Source organism: Pantoea sp. T14 (assembly GCF_036663535.1).
Taxonomy (GTDB): Bacteria; Pseudomonadota; Gammaproteobacteria; order Enterobacterales; family Enterobacteriaceae; genus Pantoea; species Pantoea phytostimulans.
Genome location: NZ_JAWUEB010000013.1, coordinates 92,368 through 111,576, shown reverse-complemented (window position 1 = coordinate 111,576; position 19,209 = coordinate 92,368). Strand labels below are relative to the sequence as shown.

Genomic DNA, 19,209 nt, shown 5'->3' with positions numbered 1-19,209 from the left:
TTCTGACTTTCCTGGAGTCTGTATGACGTTGTTTACCTTGTTATTAGTTTTAGGCTGGGAGCGCCTGTTCAAACTGGGCGAGCATTGGCAGTTCGATCATCGGCTTGAGCCTCTGTTTCGTCGTCGGCAGCACTTTTCAATGATGCGTACGCTGCTCATGATGGTTTTAGCGATGGCGATAACAGCACTGGTGGTGTGGAGCCTAAAAGGGCTACTGTTTGGCGTGGCGCAGCTGCTGTTCTGGATTATGATCGGTTTGTTGTGTATTGGCGCAGGCTCGGTGCGATTGCATTATCACAACTATTTAAAAGCGGCTAGCCACGACGATGCCGCTGCGCATCAGGCAATGGCTGCAGAATTAACACTTATTCACGGGGTGCCGGTTGAATGCAGCGAGCGCGAGTTTCTGCGGGAACTGCAAAATGCACTGATCTGGATTAACTTCCGTTTCTACCTCGCTCCGCTGTTCTGGTTTGTGGCAGGTGGCGCGTGGGGGCCGGTTTTGCTGGTGGGATACGCTTTTTTACGTGCCTGGCAAAGTTGGTTGGCAAAACATCAAACACCGATGGCGCGAGCGCAATCAGGTGTTGATGGCATTTTGCATCTTGTGGACTGGATCCCGGTCCGACTGGCGGGTGTCGCTTATGCCCTGCTAGGACACGGCGAAAAAGCCTTGCCGGCCTGGTTTGCTTCGCTGACCGATCGTCACCGTTCGCAATATCAGGTATTAACCAGCCTGGCGCAGTTCTCGCTGGAGCGTGATCCGCATACGGATAAAGTTGAAACGCCACGTGTTGCGGTGGCGTTAGCCAAGCGTATTTCGCTGGTGTTAGTTGTCGTTGTGGCGTTGCTAACAATTTACGGCACGTTAGTGTAATCGGCAGGCGGTACACCAAAGTCTGGTGTGCCGTCTTCTCGCCACTCAATGTATTTCAGCCGCGTGTGGCGGTTTGGGTCCCACAGCGGGTCGCCCTCAATTTCGGTGTAGTTACGTGCGTGATACACCAGCACATCCCGGCCTTCCTCATCTTGCGTGAAGCAGTTATGCCCCGGACCATATTGATGGTTATCCCAGCTTGAACCAAATACTGGACGTGCAGATTTGTGCCACGCTTCAGGCTGTAACAGCGGTGCATCTAACGCTATCGATAACAGACCCATACAGTAATTTTCGTCCGTTGCGCTAGCAGAATAACTGACAAAAAGTCGCTGGCCATGGGTAATCACCGCAGGTCCTTCGTTTACGCTAAACCCGGCACATTCCCACTCATATTCAGGGCGGCTTAGCATCACTGGCGTGCCTTTCAGCGTCCAGGGATTGAGTAATTCAGCGAGATAGAGGTTGGAGTTACCGGGAATCGTCGGATCTTTTTGTGCCCAGAGATACCAGTTTTTTCCCTGATGAACGAAGTGCGTGGCATCTAATGAAAAGCTGTCAATGTGGGTGAAAACGCGACGGCACGGTTGCCATTGACCGCTGAGAGGATCGGCGTCGTCGCAGACCAGCGCATACATACGATGCTGAAACAGCCCATCTTTGATGTCACGCGTTGGGGCTGCGGCGAAATAGATTACCCATTGTCCATTAATATTATGCAGTTCAGGTGCCCAGATCAGTTCGCTGCATGGGCCGCTTTCCGGTTTGCGCCACACCACAACAGCTTCAGCATCGCGTAGTCCTTGCAGTGACGAGGCCCGTCGAATCTCTAAACGATCATATTCCGGCACCGACGCGATGAAATAATAGTGCTGCTGATGAAGCAAAATAAAAGGATCAGCGCGCTGCTCGATAAAAGGATTCGGCAAGATAGAGCTCATTTTACTTCTCCAGTTTGAGTGGCGACGCCGTCGCGTCGATGAAGCGGTTGTAAATCACGGAAGTTTTCTCGACGCAGAGCCAGATCGGCCTGAATGGTTTGCATCATTTTGCGGTCTACCTTCATCAGGCGAACCACACCAGCAGTAATCAAGTAGCCTACGCCGGGAATCACAGTGAACAGCAATATGATGCCGTTGACGGCTTGCGGAGATTGCTGTTTAGCGCCGGCATCGTAGCCATAAAATGACAACAGAAAACCCACCATCGCGCCTGCGACCGCCAGGCCTACTTTCAAAAAGAACAGATTGCCGGAAAAACTCATCCCGGTAATACGCTTGCCGGTTTTCCATTCACCGTAATCATCAACGTCAGCCATTAATGACCAGTGCAACGGCGAAGGAATCTGATGCAGGATATTCAGCAGGAAGTAGGCGATCACCACCATGACAGTGGCGTGCGGATCGATCCAATAAAAGCCGCAGGAAAACAGTGCCAGCGCGATATTGGTCCAGAAAAAGACTTTGAGTTTGCACCAGCGATCGGTCAGTACTTTTGCCAGCGTGCTGCCCAACATCATGCCAATTACGCCCAGACTGATGAAAATCGTGGCGAAGTGCGTGCTTTGTCCCATTACCCACGTCACGTAATACATGGTTGCCGCCATGCGAATGAAGCCAGGGCAAACATTGCAGAACGTGAGCAGCAAAATGCGCACCCACTGATCGTTTTTCCAGACGTCGCGCATATCCTTTTTCAAATCGTCATGGCTCGGAACGGCGGGGTGGATGCGTTCACGCACGTTCGCAAAACAGAACAGAAACATACCCAGCCCAATCAGAGCGAGTACGCCCATCGCCATTTGATAACCGCGCGCTTTGTCCTCTCCACCAAACCATTCCGCCATAGGGAGCAAAGAGAGCGACAAAATCAGTGTCGCAATTCCCACCATCACGAAGCGGTAAGACTGACAGGAAACGCGTTCGCTGGGATCGTTAGTAATGACGCCACCCAGTGAGCAGTAAGGGATATTTATCGCGGTGTAGGTTAGCGACATCAGGAAGTAGGTGACGAAAGCCCAGATCACCTTGTATTCGTAGCGCCAGTCCGGCGTAGTAAACATCATGACGCTGAACAACACATAAGGTACGGAAATCCAGAGTAGCCATGGACGGAAACGTCCCCAACGGCTTTGAGTGCGGTCAGCAATGGCACCCATAATCGGATCGGTCACCGCATCCAGTACGCGAACTGAAAGCAATAACGTGCCCACCAGCGCGGGGGCCAGGCCAAAAACATCGGTATAGAAATAGTTGAGGAATAGCATGATGGCACCGCCAATCATGTTACATCCGGCATCGCCCATGCCGTATCCAAGCTTTTCTCGAAATGAGAGGGCTGCACCTTTCATGGTCTTCTCCTGCGCATCCGGTGTGAGCAGGAATTATCATCGTTAAATCAATATCATGGCTGGCAACAATTCGTCACTAAGATGGACAAAATAGGTGTGGAGGGAGAAGTGTGACTGAGATCAGAAGTTTGAAAGAAAACCCGCCGAGGTTTAACAAACGTCGGCGGGCAGCAGATTAAGCTTTCTGCGTGTGCTTTTTAATCATGTAACCAATGCCCAAAATCACCAACCAGACGGGGATCAGCCAGACAGAAATGGCCATGCCCGGCGTGATAGCCATGAGCACCAAAATACCGGCCAGAAACACCAGGCAAATCCAGTTACCGATTGGGTAGAACAGCGCTTTGAAGCGCGTTGTCACGCCTTGCTGATCTTTCTTCCTGCGGAATTTCAGGTGAGCAAGGCTGATCATCGCCCAGTTGATCACCAGCGCGGAAACCACCAGCGACATCAGCAGACCGAACGCTTCGCCTGGCATCAGGTAGTTGATCAACACACACAGCGCGGTAGCAACGGCTGAAACCAGAATTGTCATAACCGGCACGCCGCGGCGATCAACTTTAAGCAGTGCTTTTGGCGCATTGCCTTGTTGCGCCAGACCAAACAGCATACGGCTGTTGCAGTAAACACAGCTGTTATAAACCGATAACGCCGCTGTCAGGATCACCACGTTTAGGGCGTTAGCCACCATGGCATCACCTAATTCGTGGAAGATAAAGACGAACGGACTGGTTTCAGCGGTGACGCGTGTCCACGGCATCAGTGACAGCAATACGGTCAGAGAACCGATATAGAAGATCAGGATGCGCCACAGCACTTGGTTAGTCGCTTTCGGAATACTGGTTTCTGGATTGTCAGCTTCTGCCGCCGTGATCCCAACCAGTTCCAGGCCACCAAACGAGAACATGATAATGGCCATCACCATCACCAAGCCGCCAAAACCGTTCGGGAAGAATCCGCCTTGTTCCCACAGGTTTCTTACCGTGGCTTGCGGGCCGCCGTGACCGCTGAACAGCAGCCAGCCGCCAAACAGGATCATACCAATAACGGCAACCACTTTAATAATGGCGAACCAGAATTCCATCTCACCAAACACTTTTACATTGGTCAGGTTGATGGCGTTGATCATCACGAAGAAGATGGCTGCCGAAGCCCAGGTGGGGAAGTCTGGCCACCAGAACTGAATGTATTTGCCTACCGCAGTGAGTTCCGCCATTGCCACTAAGACATACAGAACCCAATAGTTCCAGCCCGAAGCGAAACCTGCAAAGTTGCCCCAGTATTTATAGGCAAAGTGGCTAAAGCTACCTGCAACCGGCTCTTCAACCACCATTTCGCCCAACTGACGCATGATGAGAAAAGCGATAAAGCCAGCGATGGCATAACCCAGAATAACGGCCGGTCCGGCAGATTTTATGACCGATGCACTGCCCAGAAATAGACCGGTCCCCACCGCACCACCCAGCGCGATCAGCTGAATATGGCGGTTCTTAAGACCGCGCTGCAGCGCTTCGCCGTGCTGTTGTTCCATACAAACCTCGTGATGTTGAATTCTTCGCTCGCAGCGCAAGTTCGCTGTAATGAAGTGGTTACATTAACGTATTGATTTTTTTACGGTATCAGGCGCGGGATATGCTGCTCACTGCTACCATGGCGACAAGAATAGTGATAAGCGCATCGCTTTGCACCTGCTTTCGCTTTTCGTGCGGGGAGTTGGCCTAAAATCCGCCGTTTCTTGCATAAAAAATGCAGCAGAATTTCTGCCACGAAATAACACTAAACACGAATAAGTTTGCCTTATGGTAAGTCGTGTCTTAATTCACTAACCGCGTGTAAGGTTTGGTAAAAGTGAAAATATTTAACATTTGGCGTGACACTAATTTTTCATTTTTTTAACGGTAACTTAGCGTCAGGCCATGGCAGCACTGGATTGATATGTGACGGAAGCCATATAGACACAAGGTGAATACTTTGTTACTTTACGGCCACCATTTTGCAATTGGTATTACCAATTTACTCCGGACGATTGGCATAATAAGAAGGGAAGATGGCTTACAGTAAGATTCGCCAACCCAAGCTCTCCGACGCAATCGAGCAACAGCTCGAATCGTTGATTATGGAAGGGACGCTTCGTCCGGGAGAGAAGCTGCTCCCAGAGCGCGAACTCGCCAAACAATTCGATGTCTCACGTCCGTCACTCCGCGAGGCAATCCAGCGCTTAGAAGCCAAAGGATTGTTGCTACGCCGTCAAGGCGGCGGAACGTTCGTACAAGAACATCTCTGGCAAAGCATGAGCGATCCGCTCGTTGAGCTTCTCGCCGACCATCCGGAATCACAGTTTGACCTGCTGGAAACGCGTCACGCGCTTGAAGGTATCGCCGCCTATTACGCGGCATTGCGTGGTACAGAAGATGATGTGCAGCGTATTCGTGACTGCCATGTTCAGATTCAGCAGGCGCAAGATAGCGGCGATTTAGACGCCGAAGCGGACGCAGTAATGCAGTATCAAATTGCTGTCACAGAAGCGGCCCATAACGTTGTGCTATTGCATTTGCTACGCTCGATGGGGCCGATGCTGGAGAAAAACGTCCGCCAGAATTTCGAATTACTCTACTCGCGCCGAGAAATGCTGGCGAAAGTGAGTGGTCACCGCGCCAGTATATTTGAGGCGATTGTGGCTCGTGAGCCAGAACAAGCACGCGAAGCTTCACATCGTCACCTGGCGTTCATAGAGGAAATCTTGCTGGACAGAAGTCGGGAGCAGAGCCGTCGAGAACGCTCCCTACGTCGTTTACAGCAACGTAAGGAATAACGTGCGACACAGATCGTGCGGACATGTGCGACGAGCCTGTCTCCCTTAAGCTTTACAGGCTCCCGATTATTCAACGTATTAGACACAGATAAGGAACACACCCATGTCAGAACGTTTACACAATGACGTGGATCCGATCGAAACTCGTGACTGGCTACAGGCGATCGAATCGGTCATCCGTGAAGAAGGTGTAGAACGTGCGCAGTATCTGATTGATCAGGTACTGGGTGCAGCCCGCAAAGGCGGCGTGAAAGTTGCTGCAGGTTCCTCTGCAATCAGCAACTACATCAACTCTATTGCCGTTGAAGATGAACCGGATTATCCGGGGAATACCTCTCTTGAACGTCGTATCCGTTCCGCAATCCGCTGGAACGCTGTCATGTCGGTGCTGCGTGCATCGAAGAAAGATCTGGAGCTGGGCGGCCACCTCTCTTCCTTCCAGTCTTCTGCAACCATTTATGAAGTGTGCTTTAACCACTTCTTCCGCGCGCGCAGTGACAAAGATGGCGGCGATCTGGTTTATTTCCAGGGTCACATTTCTCCAGGCATCTATGCGCGTGCGTTCCTCGAAGGTCGTCTGACCGAAGAGCAAATGAATAACTTCCGTCAGGAAGTGGATGGCAAAGGTTTGTCATCATATCCGCACCCGAAACTGATGCCAGAATTCTGGCAGTTCCCGACCGTTTCCATGGGCCTTGGTCCATTAACGGCAATTTATCAGGCTAAATTCCTGAAATATCTGGAACACCGCGGCCTGAAAGATACCTCAGCACAAACCGTTTACGCCTTCCTGGGTGATGGTGAGATGGATGAGCCAGAATCCAAAGGTGCGATCACTATCGCCACCCGTGAAAAACTGGATAACCTGGTCTTCATCATCAACTGTAACCTGCAGCGTCTGGATGGTCCGGTCACTGGTAACGGCAAGATCATCAATGAGCTGGAAGGCATCTTCGCTGGCGCAGGCTGGGAAGTGATCAAAGTGATCTGGGGCGGTCGTTGGGATGAGTTGCTGCGTAAAGATACCAGCGGCAAACTGATCCAACTGATGAACGAAACCGTTGATGGCGATTATCAGACCTTCAAATCACGTGACGGCGCTTACGTGCGTGAGCATTTCTTTGGTAAATATCCGGAAACAGCTGAGCTGGTTAAAGATCTGTCCGATGATGAAATCTGGGCATTGAACCGTGGCGGCCACGATCCGAAGAAAGTCTATGCAGCACTGAAAAAAGCGCAAGACACCAAAGGCAAACCGGTTCTGATTCTGGCGCACACCATCAAAGGTTATGGTATGGGCGACACCGCGGAAGGCAAGAACATTGCTCACCAGGTGAAGAAAATGAACATGGACGGCGTTCGCTATATCCGCGATCGCTTCAACGTGCCTGTTGCCGATGAAAAAATTGAAGAGCTGCCTTACGTCACCTTCGAAGAAGGTTCTGAAGAGCACACCTATCTGCACGCTCAGCGCGAGAAGTTAGGCGGTTATCTGCCTTCACGTCAGCCACAGTTTACTGAAAAACTGGAAATGCCTGCGTTGGAAGAGTTCGGTGCGCTGCTGGAAGAGCAGAACAAAGAGATCTCTACCACCATCGCCTTCGTGCGTGCCCTGAACGTGATGCTGAAGAACAAGTCGATCAAAGATCGTCTGGTTCCTATTCTTGCTGACGAAGCGCGTACCTTTGGTATGGAAGGTCTGTTCCGTCAGATTGGTATTTACAGCCCGAACGGTCAGCAATATACCCCGCAGGACCGTGAGCAGGTTGCTTACTATAAAGAAGACGAGAAAGGTCAAATTCTGCAGGAAGGGATCAACGAGCTGGGTGCAGGTTCATCCTGGCTGGCGGCGGCGACCTCTTACAGCACCAACAACTTGCCAATGATTCCGTTCTACATCTATTACTCGATGTTCGGTTTCCAACGTATTGGTGATTTGATGTGGCTGGCGGGCGACCAACAGGCGCGCGGCTTCCTGGTCGGCGGTACCTCCGGTCGTACCACGCTGAACGGCGAAGGTCTGCAGCATGAAGATGGTCACAGCCATATTCAGTCGCTGACTATCCCGAACTGTATTTCTTACGATCCGTCTTATGCCTACGAAGTGGCTGTCATCATGCAAGATGGCCTGAAACGTATGTATGGCGAAGCGCAGGAAAATATTTATTACTACATCACCACGCTGAACGAAAACTACCGCATGCCAGCGATGCCGCAAGGCGTTGAAGAAGGTATCCGTAAAGGTATCTACAAGCTGGAAACCGTGGAAGGCAGCAAAGGTAAAGTCCAGCTGTTGGGTTCAGGTTCAATCCTGCGTCATGTGCGTGAAGCTGCGCAGATCCTGGCGAAAGATTACGGCATCGGTTCTGACGTATTCAGCGTCACCTCGTTCACCGAACTGGCGCGTGATGGCCAGGATTGTGAGCGCTGGAACATGCTGCATCCGACCGAAGAAGCACGCGTTCCTTACATCGCTCAGGTAATGAGTGATGCGCCAGCGGTGGCGTCAACCGACTACATGAAACTGTTTGCCGAGCAGGTTCGCAGCTATGTCCCTGCTAGCGATTATCGCGTGTTGGGTACCGACGGCTTTGGTCGTTCGGATAGCCGTGAAAATCTGCGTCATCACTTCGAAGTTGATGCTTCTTATGTGGTGGTTGCGGCACTGGGCGAGCTGGCTAAACGTGGCGAAATCGATAAGAAAGTGGTAGCGGAAGCGATTACCAAGTTCAATATCGATGCCGATAAAGTTAACCCGCGTCTGGCTTAAGAGGTAAAAGAGTAATGGCTATCGAAATTAAGGTACCGGACATCGGGTCTGATGAAGTTGAAGTCACCGAAATTCTGGTCAAAGTTGGCGACAAGGTGGAAGCCGAGCAGTCGCTGATCACCGTGGAAGGCGACAAAGCTTCGATGGAAGTGCCTTCACCGCAGGCCGGCGTGGTTAAAGAGATTAAAATTTCTACCGGCGATAAAGTCGAAACGGGCTCTTTGATCATGATGTTTGACGCAGAAGGTGCAGCAGAAGCTGCGCCAGCGCCAGCGGAAGAGAAAAAATCAGAGGCGGCGCCAGCGCCAGCCGCTGCTACTGCTGCCGCGAGCAAAGACGTCAACGTCCCGGATATCGGCGGCGATGAAGTCGAAGTCACAGAGATTTTGGTGAAAGTCGGTGACAAAGTGGAAGCTGAACAATCACTGATTGTGGTTGAAGGCGACAAAGCCTCGATGGAAGTGCCGGCTCCGTTCGCTGGCACCGTGAAAGAGATCAAAATCTCTACCGGTGACAAAGTGAATACCGGTTCTCACATTATGGTGTTTGAAGCAGAAGGCGCAGCACCTGCGGCCGAAGCGAAGCCAGAAGTGAAAGAAGCAGCAGCAACGGCTCCTGCCGCCGCTGCGGGCGCCAAAGACGTCAACGTGCCGGATATCGGCGGCGATGAAGTCGAAGTGACCGAAGTTCTGGTGAAAGTCGGCGACAAAGTCGAAGCTGAGCAATCACTGATTGTGGTTGAAGGCGATAAGGCTTCGATGGAAGTGCCTGCACCGTTCGCCGGCACCGTGAAAGCGCTGAAAGTGTCGACGGGCGATAAAGTCAGCACCGGTTCACTGATCATGGAGTTCGAAGTTGAAGGTGCAGCACCGGCTGCGGCTCCAGCTCCAGCAGCGAAGCAAGAGACTGCGGCACCTGCCAAAACTGACGCTAAACCCGCTGCGGCACCGGCGAAAGCCGAAGCCAAAGGCGAGTTTGCAGAGAATGATGCTTACGTACATGCCACGCCGGTTATCCGTCGTCTGGCCCGTGAGTTCGGTGTTAACCTGGCGAAAGTGAAAGGCACCGGCCGTAAAGGTCGCATCCTGAAAGAAGACGTACAGTCTTACGTGAAAGATGCGGTTAAACGTGCGGAAGCAGCACCGACTGCAGCCAGCGGTGGCGGTTTGCCGGGCATGTTGCCATGGCCGAAAGTCGACTTCAGCAAGTTTGGCGAAATCGAAGAAGTCGAACTGGGTCGTATTCAGAAAATTTCTGGTGCGAACCTGAGCCGTAACTGGGTGATGATCCCTCACGTTACGCATTTCGATAAAACAGATATCACCGAGCTGGAAGCCTTCCGTAAGCAGCAGAACGCTGAAGCTGAGAAACGTAAACTGGATGTGAAATTCACGCCAGTAGTGTTCATCATGAAAGCGGTTGCCGCTGCTCTTGAGCAGATGCCACGCTTCAACAGCTCGCTGTCCGAAGATGCGCAGAAGCTGACGTTGAAGAAATACATCAACATCGGTGTGGCAGTGGATACACCAAATGGCCTGGTTGTTCCGGTATTTAAAGACGTGAACAAGAAAGGTATCACCGAGCTGTCTCGTGAGTTGATGGCGATCTCGAAGAAAGCGCGCGATGGCAAGCTGACTGCGGGCGACATGCAGGGCGGATGCTTTACGATCTCCAGCCTTGGCGGTTTGGGTACAACTCACTTCGCGCCGATCGTTAACGCGCCAGAAGTGGCTATCCTTGGTGTCTCCAAGTCTGCCATGGAGCCGGTATGGAACGGTAAAGAGTTTGCGCCGCGTCTGATGATGCCAATCTCTCTTTCCTTCGATCACCGTGTCATTGACGGTGCTGATGGTGCACGTTTCATTACCATCGTTGGCAACCTGTTAGCAGATATTCGTCGTCTGGTGATGTAAGTACAAACAAGGCCGGCAGATGCCGGCCTTCTTGTAACATTCGTAGCACCGCGGTTGGCAGTTTGTTAACAATTCTGTAAACTCTTGCGGTGAAAGTCCCGGTGGAACAAGGGCATCATAAGAACGTCTGACCCGCCGGATATCAAATAAGAGGTCATGATGAGTACAGAGATTAAAACTCAAGTCGTGGTACTTGGGGCAGGTCCTGCAGGTTACTCTGCAGCCTTCCGTTGCGCTGATTTAGGTCTGGAAACCGTAATCGTTGAGCGTTACAGCACCCTCGGTGGTGTTTGTCTGAACGTAGGCTGTATCCCGTCAAAAGCGCTGCTGCACGTCGCCAAAGTGATCGACGAAGCCAAAGCTCTGGAAGAGCACGGTATCGTGTTTGGCCAGCCGCAAACTGACATCAACAAAATTCGTTCCTGGAAAGAGAAGGTTATCAACCAGTTGACTGGTGGCCTCGCGGGTATGGCGAAAGGCCGTAAAGTGAAAGTGGTTACTGGCCTCGGCAAATTCACGGGTGCCAACACGCTGGTGGTTGAAGGCGAAGGTGGATCAACCACCATTAACTTCGACAACGCCATTATCGCTGCGGGTTCACGTCCAATTGAACTGCCATTTATTCCTCATGAAGATCCCCGCGTATGGGATTCCACAGACGCGCTGGAGCTGAAAGAAGTGCCGAAACGTCTGCTGGTTATGGGCGGCGGTATTATCGGTCTGGAAATGGCGACCGTTTATAAAGCGCTGGGTTCAGAGATCGATGTGGTTGAAATGTTCGACCAGGTGATCCCGGCTGCCGATAAAGACGTAGTGAAAGTCTTTACCAAACGCATCAGCAAGAAATTCAACCTGATGCTGGAAACGAAAGTCACCGCTGTTGAAGCGAAAGATGACGGCATCTACGTTTCTATGGAAGGCAAAAAAGCCCCGGGCGAAGCGCAGCGTTATGATGCGGTGCTGGTTGCGATTGGTCGTGTGCCAAACGGTAAAGGTCTTGATGCGGGTAAAGCGGGCGTGGAAGTGGACGATCGTGGCTTCATCCGCGTTGACAAGCAAATGCGTACCAATGTGCCGCACATCTACGCTATCGGCGATATCGTCGGTCAGCCAATGCTGGCGCACAAAGGTGTGCACGAAGGTCACGTTGCCGCTGAAGTGATTTCTGGTCTGAAGCACTACTTTGATCCAAAAGTGATTCCATCAATTGCTTACACCGAGCCAGAAGTTGCCTGGGTGGGTCTGACCGAGAAAGAAGCGAAAGAGAAAGGCATTAGCTATGAAACGTCCACTTTCCCGTGGGCTGCTTCAGGTCGTGCTATCGCTTCTGACTGTGCAGACGGCATGACCAAGCTGATTTTCGACAAAGAAACGCACCGTGTGATTGGTGGCGCCGTTGTCGGGACTAACGGCGGCGAGCTGCTGGGCGAAATCGGCCTGGCGATTGAGATGGGCTGCGATGCGGAAGATATCGCATTGACTATCCATGCTCACCCAACGCTGCATGAATCCGTTGGTCTGGCGGCAGAAATCTTTGAAGGCAGCATCACCGATCTGCCAAACGCGAAAGCGAAAAAGAAATAAGCGCCTGCGTAATTAATTAAGCGGCTCCGAAAGGAGCCGTTTTTTATTATGCATACCTTTAAAAGTATTAAATTAAAAAAATAAGAAAAATGGAATATTTATAACGGATAAAGGTCGCTAAAGCTAATATTTACATTATCAGAAATGGCAGCGTGAACTCTGCACTTAACAAAGTGCTTACTGCTTTTTTTCTTCATTAAGCACAGCCGAAACTTTGATGATCATTACGTTTAACCGTACCTCACATAAGGCGTAGCAACGCGCTAGCGTTAACCCTAAAAGTATTAGCCATAAATAATGAGTAACCCCTATTGCGACTTCATAATAACGTCTCTTTTTGTATGCAAGCGATATTATCAGTGGGGATTTCTCCTTCTCCCTAAGGTTGATAACTGAGGTAGGAAGCCTCAAGCGCCCACCGGCTCTCGACTCACGTCTTATTTAATTTCTCTTTTTTATTCCCTTACGTGTGTTTTCTTATTGAATTTAAGTAAGTTAATGAGTGAGATTGTAATGCGATTCATAAAATTAAAAAGTTAAAGGTGGGTTTTTATCTGGCTTGATTTTTTTAATGAAGCGAGTGTCGTTTGGCTTTGCGTAATGAAGGGTGTATTGATTTTTCTTTTAATGTCATCAAAGCAAGCCGTGTTCAATATGGCTCGCTTTTTTATCGCTCAATTTCTTATTTTTAATGATTTATTTAAATGAAATTATTGATTGGCTCAATCCTTATTCTCTCGCAACCAGTTAATGAAATGTCTTAGCGGCGTCGATAAATAACGACGGCTGGGATAATAGAGCCAGAACCCTTCTGCATAGCCAGTATATTCCGCGAGTACCTCCACTAACGTCCCTTCAGCCAGGCTTTGTTCCACGGTAGCCTGGTGCAAAAAGGCGATCCCTGCACCTGCCAGCGCCGCCTGCAAAATACGTTCGTTATTATCCAGGACCAGCGTGCCGCTGACAGAGACTTCCTGTTTCCGTCCCTCCGTCCAAAACTCCCAACGATAACGACGGCCGCTGGGAAAGCGGCGCTCAATACAGGGAAATTTCAGTAGGGCATCTGGCGTTTGCGGTGCGCCGTAGCGCGCAATATAAGCAGGGCTTGCCACCGCCAGCGCGCGCATTGGCGGGCCGAAAGGCAGGGCAATCATGTCCTGCGCCAGTACATCGCCGTAGCGAATACCCGCGTCATATCCAGCATCAATGATATCTACCAGCGCATCGTTGCTGTCGATCTCAAGCGTAATCTCAGGATAGCGCTGCACAAACGGCAAAATCAGCGAGTCGAAGAACAAGGCTTCTGCCGAGCGCGGCATATTGAGCTTTAGGGTTCCACGCGGATCGCTGCGCCAGTCATTGAGTTCATCCACCGCCTGGGACAAGTCGAGTAAAGCGGGTTGAATGCGCTGGAGAAAACGTTCGCCCGCTTCGGTCAGCGCCACATTACGTGTAGTGCGATTTAACAGCCGCACGTCCAGGCGCTGCTCAAAATTGCGCATGGCGTGACTGAGTGCAGAAGGCGTGACATTTCGCTCCTCTGCAGCCTTACGAAAGCTGCGGTGCTGAGCGATAGCAGCGAACATTTCAAGTTCCTGAAGCGTGGCGCGATGATGGGTCATTGCTGAGTTTTACTCACTAAATCGGCAAGATAAGCACAATTGTTGCCGTGATTGTTGAGGGTTATAACATTAACACTGAACACAACGAGGAGAGAACCATGCAACAACGTCAATTGGGCAATCAGGGATTACGCGTATCAGCATTGGGTTTAGGCTGCATGGGGATGACGTTCGCTTATGGCCAAAATGATGCGCAGCAGGCACTAAACACGCTTAATCGTGCATTCGATCTGGGCGTGGATTTTCTCGATACCGCTGAAGTGTACGGGCCTTTTACCAATGAGGAACTGATCGCGAAAGCGATTAAAGGTCGGCATGGTCAGGTAAAAATCGCCACGAAGTTTGGTTTCCGCATTAATGAAGAGGGCGAGGGTTGGCAGCGCGTCACGGGCGTAAACAGCGATCCGGCACATATCCGCCGCGCAGTAGAAGGATCGTTACAGCGTTTAGGGGTGGAAACCATTGAGCTTCTTTATCAGCATCGCCTCGATCCCAACGTGCCGATTGAAGAGGTGGTAGGTGTGATGGCGGCGTTAGTGAAGGAGGGCAAAGTTCGCTATCTCGGGCTGTCAGAAATCTCTGCAGCGACCTTGCATCGTGCGCATGCGGTACATCCCATCTCAGCGGTACAAAGTGAATATTCGTTATGGACGCGCGACCCGGAGCAGGGAATTTTAGCGGCCTGTCGTCAGTTAAACATCGGATTCGTGCCTTACAGCCCACTCGGACGCGGTTTCCTGACGGGCAAGCTAAGTCACACATTCGCGGAAGATGATTTCCGTCGCGGTTTACCGCGTTTTCAGCAACAGGCGCAGGAGCATAACCAAAAGTTAGTTAATCAACTCACTAAAATGGCACAAGGTTATGATATTACTGCGGCACAAATGGCATTGGCGTGGGTATTAGCAAAAGGTGAAGATATTGTACCGATTCCGGGCGCCAGTAAAATTCATCATCTGGAAGATAACTGTGCGGCAGTCAATGTCAGGCTACAGGCGGCAGATGTAGCTCAACTCGATGCGCTCTTTGCCGCGCAGAACGTTCAGGGTGAACGCTATTCCCGCGCAGAAATGGGCCTGGTTGATAACCCATAATCTGCTCCTCATTAGTTAAAAAGCAGGTGCGTAATGCCCTGCTTTTTTTCGTCTCAACGGCGTTTTCTAGCTAAATCTGCTACAGAAGTTAACAATGTTGCTTTTTTGTAAACAGATTAACAATCAGGCGAAATCCTGCTATGCTGCCCCACGCGGAACCGGGCACCTTACCCTACTCACGGAATGCTTTGTCATCGGGGTGCACCGGAAACCCATACAATGAGAGCGAGGAGAAAGTCGTGCTAGAAGAATACCGTAAGCACGTTGCCGAGCGTGCAGCCCAGGGAATCGTAGCTAAGCCTTTAGATGCTTCCCAGATGGCCGCGCTGGTTGAACTGCTGAAAAGCCCGCCTGCGGGTGAAGATGAATTTTTGATCGATCTTTTGGTCAACCGTGTTCCACCCGGCGTCGATGAAGCGGCGTATGTAAAAGCGGGATTCCTGGCGGCCATCGCCAAGGGCGAAGCAACCTCTCCTCTGGTATCCCCTGAAAAAGCGGTTGAACTGCTCGGCACCATGCAAGGCGGTTACAACATTCATCCGCTGATTGAAGCTCTTGATGATGCCAAACTGGCACCTATCTCTGCGAAGGCGCTTTCTCGCACGCTGCTGATGTTTGACAGCTTCTACGATGTAGAAGAGAAAGCCAAAGCGGGCAATGAATATGCCAAACAGGTGATGCAATCCTGGGCAGACGCCGAGTGGTATCTGTCTCGTCCAGAGTTAGCAGAAAAAATCACTGTTACAGTTTTCAAAGTAACCGGTGAAACCAACACGGATGACCTCTCTCCAGCGCCGGATGCGTGGTCACGTCCAGACATCCCATTGCATGCTTTAGCGATGCTGAAAAATGCCCGTGAAGGCATTGAGCCAGATGAAGCAGGCAGTGTCGGCCCGATCAAACAGATCGAAGCGCTGCAAGCCAAAGGCTTCCCGCTGGCGTACGTCGGTGATGTTGTCGGTACCGGTTCATCACGTAAATCTGCCACCAACTCGGTGCTGTGGTTTATGGGTGACGACATCCCGAACGTGCCAAACAAGAAAGGCGGCGGCGTGGTATTGGGCAGCAAAATTGCGCCAATCTTCTTTAACACTATGGAAGATGCCGGTGCACTGCCAATCGAAGTCGACGTTAGCGACCTGAACATGGGTGATGTTATTGACATCTATCCGTTCAAAGGCGAAGTCCGCAACCATGAAACCGGCGATCTGCTCGCTAACTTTGAGCTGAAAACCGAAGTTCTGATTGACGAAGTCCGCGCCGGTGGCCGTATTCCGCTGATCATCGGTCGCGGCTTGACCAGCAAAGCGCGTGAGTCACTGGGCTTGCCGATCAGCAATGTCTTCCGCCAGGCGAAAGATGTGGCAGAAAGCAGCCGCGGTTACTCGCTGGCACAGAAGATGGTGGGTCGTGCATGCGGCACCGTCGGCATTCGCCCAGGCGCCTATTGCGAACCAAAAATGACTTCCGTCGGTTCTCAGGACACTACCGGTCCAATGACCCGTGATGAACTGAAAGATTTGGCGTGTCTTGGCTTCTCCACCGATCTGGTGATGCAGTCGTTCTGTCACACTGCGGCATATCCAAAGCCGGTTGACGTGAACACGCACCATACGCTGCCAGACTTCATCATGAACCGTGGCGGTGTGTCACTGCGTCCAGGCGACGGCGTGATTCACTCATGGCTGAACCGCATGCTGCTGCCAGATACGGTCGGCACCGGCGGTGATTCTCACACCCGTTTCCCAATCGGTATCTCTTTCCCGGCGGGTTCTGGTCTGGTGGCGTTTGCTGCTGCAACGGGCGTGATGCCGCTCGACATGCCGGAATCGGTGCTGGTGCGCTTCAAAGGTAAGATGGAGCCGGGCATCACGTTGCGCGATCTGGTGCATGCGATTCCGCTTTACGCCATCAAGCAAGGTTTGCTGACCGTTGAGAAGAAAGGGAAGAAAAACATCTTCTCTGGCCGCATCCTGGAAATTGAAGGCTTGCCAGATCTGAAAGTTGAGCAGGCATTCGAACTGACCGATGCGTCAGCAGAACGTTCTGCCGCAGGCTGTACCATCAAGCTGGATCAGGCTCCGATCAAAGAGTACCTCAGCTCCAATATCGTGCTGCTGAAGTGGATGATTGCTGAAGGTTATGGCGATCGTCGTACGCTTGAGCGCCGTGTTGAAGGCATGCAGAAATGGTTGGACGATCCTCAGCTGCTTGAAGCCGATGCGGATGCAGAATATGCCGCCGTTATCGATATCGATCTGGCTGAGATCAAAGAGCCGATCCTGTGTGCACCGAACGATCCAGACGATGCTCGCTGGTTGTCTGACGTACAGGGCGAGAAGATCGATGAAGTCTTCATCGGTTCATGCATGACCAACATCGGTCACTTCCGCGCTGCCGGTAAACTGCTCGACAGTCACAAAGGTCAGTTGCCAACGCGTCTTTGGGTGGCTCCGCCAACCAAAATGGATGCCGCGCAGCTGACAGAAGAGGGCTATTACAGCGTCTTCGGTAAGAGCGGTGCACGTATCGAGATTCCAGGCTGTTCACTGTGTATGGGTAACCAGGCACGTGTAGCAGACGGCGCAACCGTGGTATCGACTTCAACCCGTAACTTCCCGAACCGTTTGGGAACCGGCGCGAATGTCTTCCTGGCGTCAGCGGAACTGGCTGCGGTCTCTTCTCTGTTAGGCAAGCTGCCTACGCCAGAAGAGTATCAGCAGTTCATGGCGCAGGTGGATAAGACTGCCACCGATACTTACCGCTACCTGAACTTCGATAAGCTGGATCAGTACACTGAGAAAGCCGACGGCGTGATTTTCCAGACCGCGGTTTAATCGTCAAGCGATAGCAACAAGGGGCGATGATTCGCCCCTTTTTCTTTTCTGTTTACGCCATCATTTCCCGTAAAAAATGCAGCGTAGTTTCCTGTTCCAGCGCAGACAAGCGAGAAAAAAGCCGCTCCCGATCGGTGAGTTCGTCACAGCAATCCAAAAATTTTGATCGCCGCTCCGCCTCACTAAAAGGTTCAGCTTGCGTTCCTTTGGCCTGATAACGTGAATGGATGATTTCCCGACCTTCTTTTAGCGTCAGCGTCAGTATATGCGGTAAATCGCGCTGTTCTGCTTCCTGCTCTGGCGTCCAGGCGTCCATTTTTACCCGCAATAACAAGGGATTTTTTGCCTGATGCTTTACCGCCTCGGCAGTAAAATCGGCCACGCTTAATGCGCCTTGCTGCAACATCACCGCCACGCAATAGGGCATGGAAAAGCGTGCCTGCATCTCATCTTCTGGCTGTGGATAGGCGAGGTTACGCCAGTTCGCAATGCCCACCTGACAATGTATCTGTTCAATATCATCCAACTGAAACTGCTGCTGCTGTTGCAGGTCGGCAATGGCGTCGAGAATGCGATGAGTAGAACCGCAGCAGGGATGTTTCTTTGGCATTACGCCGATGCTTTCAATCACATGCGGATCGCTGTTTTCCGGCAGCGTTGGCACCTGCAGCATCCCATTGTAGAGTTCAGCAAACCCCATTGGGCATTCAATGATGTCCAGACGACCGCTGATACCGGTGCTTGCCAGCGTTGCGGCGTCAACGGCGTTACGTGCCGCCATCCCGGCATGGAAGGGTTTTAATGGCGTACCGAACTGGCCTTTTACACCGCTAGCAAGGCTAACGGCAATGCTCAGCGAACGCGCAATCGCCGCCGCATCGTGACCCATCAACGCCGCCACGCCCGCCGCGCTGCCAATGCAACCAACGGTTGAGGTGCCGTGCCAGCCTGCGGTGTAATGACCATAACCCACCGCATCGCCGATAAATGCCTGCGCCTGCAAGCCAATTAAATAGGCTTTGATCAGCGCCGATCCGCTGTAATTTTTAGCCAGTGCCACCGCGAGCAGCGCCGGCACTAAAACGGCAGAAGCGTGGCTCATCCCCGGCGCGAAGTTGTCGTCAAAGTCGATTGCATGCGCTGCGGTCGCGTTAATCAGTGCATCGACCGCCACGCTGCGGGCATCGGCAGACCAGGCTTGTGCTACGGCGCGGGTAGAAAAATCGTCGCGCCCGGCAACCAGGCAGGCCAGCGTGTCGGTAATAGCCTCACGCGCCAGCTGCTGTGCGTGAGGCGAGAAGGCGGGCGGCTCGGCACACCAGCGCGCTAAAGTTTCGATCAACGTCATCA

At 51.8% G+C, this 19,209-nt stretch carries 12 protein-coding genes; 7 read left to right on the top strand and 5 right to left on the bottom strand.

The genetic code is table 11. The annotated features are described in order from the left end of the window. The first annotated feature begins 22 nt into the window (after positions 1-22). Positions 23-877, top strand: coding sequence for a beta-lactamase regulator AmpE (gene ampE / locus SC127_RS05345; RefSeq protein WP_215847619.1), 855 nt, complete (start codon positions 23-25; stop codon positions 875-877). On the opposite strand, the gene SC127_RS05340 is transcribed toward ampE, so the two are convergent. The 3 genes from SC127_RS05340 to aroP all read right to left on the bottom strand — a co-directional run bounded on the left by SC127_RS05340 (position 859) and on the right by aroP (position 4,758). Continuing rightward, a complete protein-coding gene (locus tag SC127_RS05340; protein ID WP_332625635.1) occupies positions 859-1,818 on the bottom strand; it encodes a glycoside hydrolase family 43 protein in 960 nt (319 codons plus the stop codon). The two genes, ampE and SC127_RS05340, sit on opposite strands and share 19 nt — an antisense overlap. Beyond that, the gene (locus SC127_RS05335) at positions 1,815-3,227 is read right to left on the bottom strand and encodes an MFS transporter (RefSeq protein ID WP_332625633.1); all 1,413 of its coding nucleotides are present in this window, start codon (positions 3,225-3,227) and stop codon (positions 1,815-1,817) included. The genes SC127_RS05340 and SC127_RS05335 overlap by 4 nt, the downstream gene beginning before the upstream one ends. 175 nt (positions 3,228-3,402) lie before the next feature. Continuing rightward, entirely contained in the window at positions 3,403-4,758 is a 1,356-nt protein-coding gene (aroP, locus tag SC127_RS05330; RefSeq protein WP_243078585.1) for an aromatic amino acid transporter AroP, read from the bottom strand. A gap of 516 nt (positions 4,759-5,274) precedes the next feature. Here aroP and pdhR point away from each other — a divergent pair. The 4 genes from pdhR to lpdA all read left to right on the top strand — a co-directional run bounded on the left by pdhR (position 5,275) and on the right by lpdA (position 12,306). Then, complete coding sequence (gene pdhR, locus SC127_RS05325) at positions 5,275-6,039, top strand: pyruvate dehydrogenase complex transcriptional repressor PdhR (RefSeq protein WP_215847615.1); 765 nt, start codon at positions 5,275-5,277, stop codon at positions 6,037-6,039. Positions 6,040-6,142: 103 nt separating this feature from the next. Next, positions 6,143-8,809 (top strand): pyruvate dehydrogenase (acetyl-transferring), homodimeric type, encoded by a 2,667-nt coding sequence (gene aceE / locus SC127_RS05320; protein WP_243078584.1) that lies wholly within the window; start codon positions 6,143-6,145, stop codon positions 8,807-8,809. A gap of 14 nt (positions 8,810-8,823) precedes the next feature. Beyond that, positions 8,824-10,722 (top strand): pyruvate dehydrogenase complex dihydrolipoyllysine-residue acetyltransferase, encoded by a 1,899-nt coding sequence (gene aceF, locus SC127_RS05315; RefSeq protein WP_332625629.1) that lies wholly within the window; start codon positions 8,824-8,826, stop codon positions 10,720-10,722. A gap of 159 nt (positions 10,723-10,881) precedes the next feature. After that, positions 10,882-12,306, top strand: a complete 1,425-nt coding sequence (gene lpdA / locus SC127_RS05310; RefSeq protein ID WP_332625749.1) for a dihydrolipoyl dehydrogenase — start codon at positions 10,882-10,884, stop codon at positions 12,304-12,306. A gap of 722 nt (positions 12,307-13,028) precedes the next feature. Here the strand turns inward: lpdA and SC127_RS05305 are convergent. Then, entirely contained in the window at positions 13,029-13,928 is a 900-nt protein-coding gene (locus SC127_RS05305) for a LysR family transcriptional regulator (protein WP_332625627.1), read from the bottom strand. Positions 13,929-14,026: 98 nt separating this feature from the next. Between SC127_RS05305 and SC127_RS05300 the strand changes: the two genes are divergently transcribed. Next, positions 14,027-15,022, top strand: coding sequence for an aldo/keto reductase (locus SC127_RS05300; RefSeq protein WP_243078581.1), 996 nt, complete (start codon positions 14,027-14,029; stop codon positions 15,020-15,022). 239 nt (positions 15,023-15,261) lie between these two features. Further along, the gene (acnB, locus tag SC127_RS05295; protein WP_215847611.1) at positions 15,262-17,859 is read left to right on the top strand and encodes a bifunctional aconitate hydratase 2/2-methylisocitrate dehydratase; all 2,598 of its coding nucleotides are present in this window, start codon (positions 15,262-15,264) and stop codon (positions 17,857-17,859) included. 52 nt (positions 17,860-17,911) lie between these two features. On the opposite strand, the gene SC127_RS05290 is transcribed toward acnB, so the two are convergent. Then, positions 17,912-19,207 carry an MmgE/PrpD family protein gene (locus SC127_RS05290; protein ID WP_332625624.1) on the bottom strand — a complete coding sequence of 432 codons (1,296 nt, stop codon included), beginning with the start codon at positions 19,205-19,207 and terminating at the stop codon, positions 17,912-17,914. Positions 19,208-19,209: the final 2 nt, after the last annotated feature.

What these genes read in the sequence shown, in the direction of transcription:
- aceF (WP_332625629.1), top strand. Translation starts at nt 8,824, where the DNA reads ATGGCTATCGAAATTAAGGTACCGGACATCGGGTCTGATGAAGTTGAA.
- pdhR (WP_215847615.1), top strand. Translation starts at nt 5,275, where the DNA reads ATGGCTTACAGTAAGATTCGCCAACCCAAGCTCTCCGACGCAATCGAG.
- SC127_RS05300 (WP_243078581.1), top strand. Translation starts at nt 14,027, where the DNA reads ATGCAACAACGTCAATTGGGCAATCAGGGATTACGCGTATCAGCATTG.
- lpdA (WP_332625749.1), top strand. Translation starts at nt 10,882, where the DNA reads ATGAGTACAGAGATTAAAACTCAAGTCGTGGTACTTGGGGCAGGTCCT.
- SC127_RS05290 (WP_332625624.1), bottom strand. Translation starts at nt 19,207, where the DNA reads ATGACGTTGATCGAAACTTTAGCGCGCTGGTGTGCCGAGCCGCCCGCC.
- aroP (WP_243078585.1), bottom strand. Translation starts at nt 4,758, where the DNA reads ATGGAACAACAGCACGGCGAAGCGCTGCAGCGCGGTCTTAAGAACCGC.
- aceE (WP_243078584.1), top strand. Translation starts at nt 6,143, where the DNA reads ATGTCAGAACGTTTACACAATGACGTGGATCCGATCGAAACTCGTGAC.
- ampE (WP_215847619.1), top strand. Translation starts at nt 23, where the DNA reads ATGACGTTGTTTACCTTGTTATTAGTTTTAGGCTGGGAGCGCCTGTTC.
- SC127_RS05305 (WP_332625627.1), bottom strand. Translation starts at nt 13,928, where the DNA reads ATGACCCATCATCGCGCCACGCTTCAGGAACTTGAAATGTTCGCTGCT.
- SC127_RS05340 (WP_332625635.1), bottom strand. Translation starts at nt 1,818, where the DNA reads ATGAGCTCTATCTTGCCGAATCCTTTTATCGAGCAGCGCGCTGATCCT.
- SC127_RS05335 (WP_332625633.1), bottom strand. Translation starts at nt 3,227, where the DNA reads ATGAAAGGTGCAGCCCTCTCATTTCGAGAAAAGCTTGGATACGGCATG.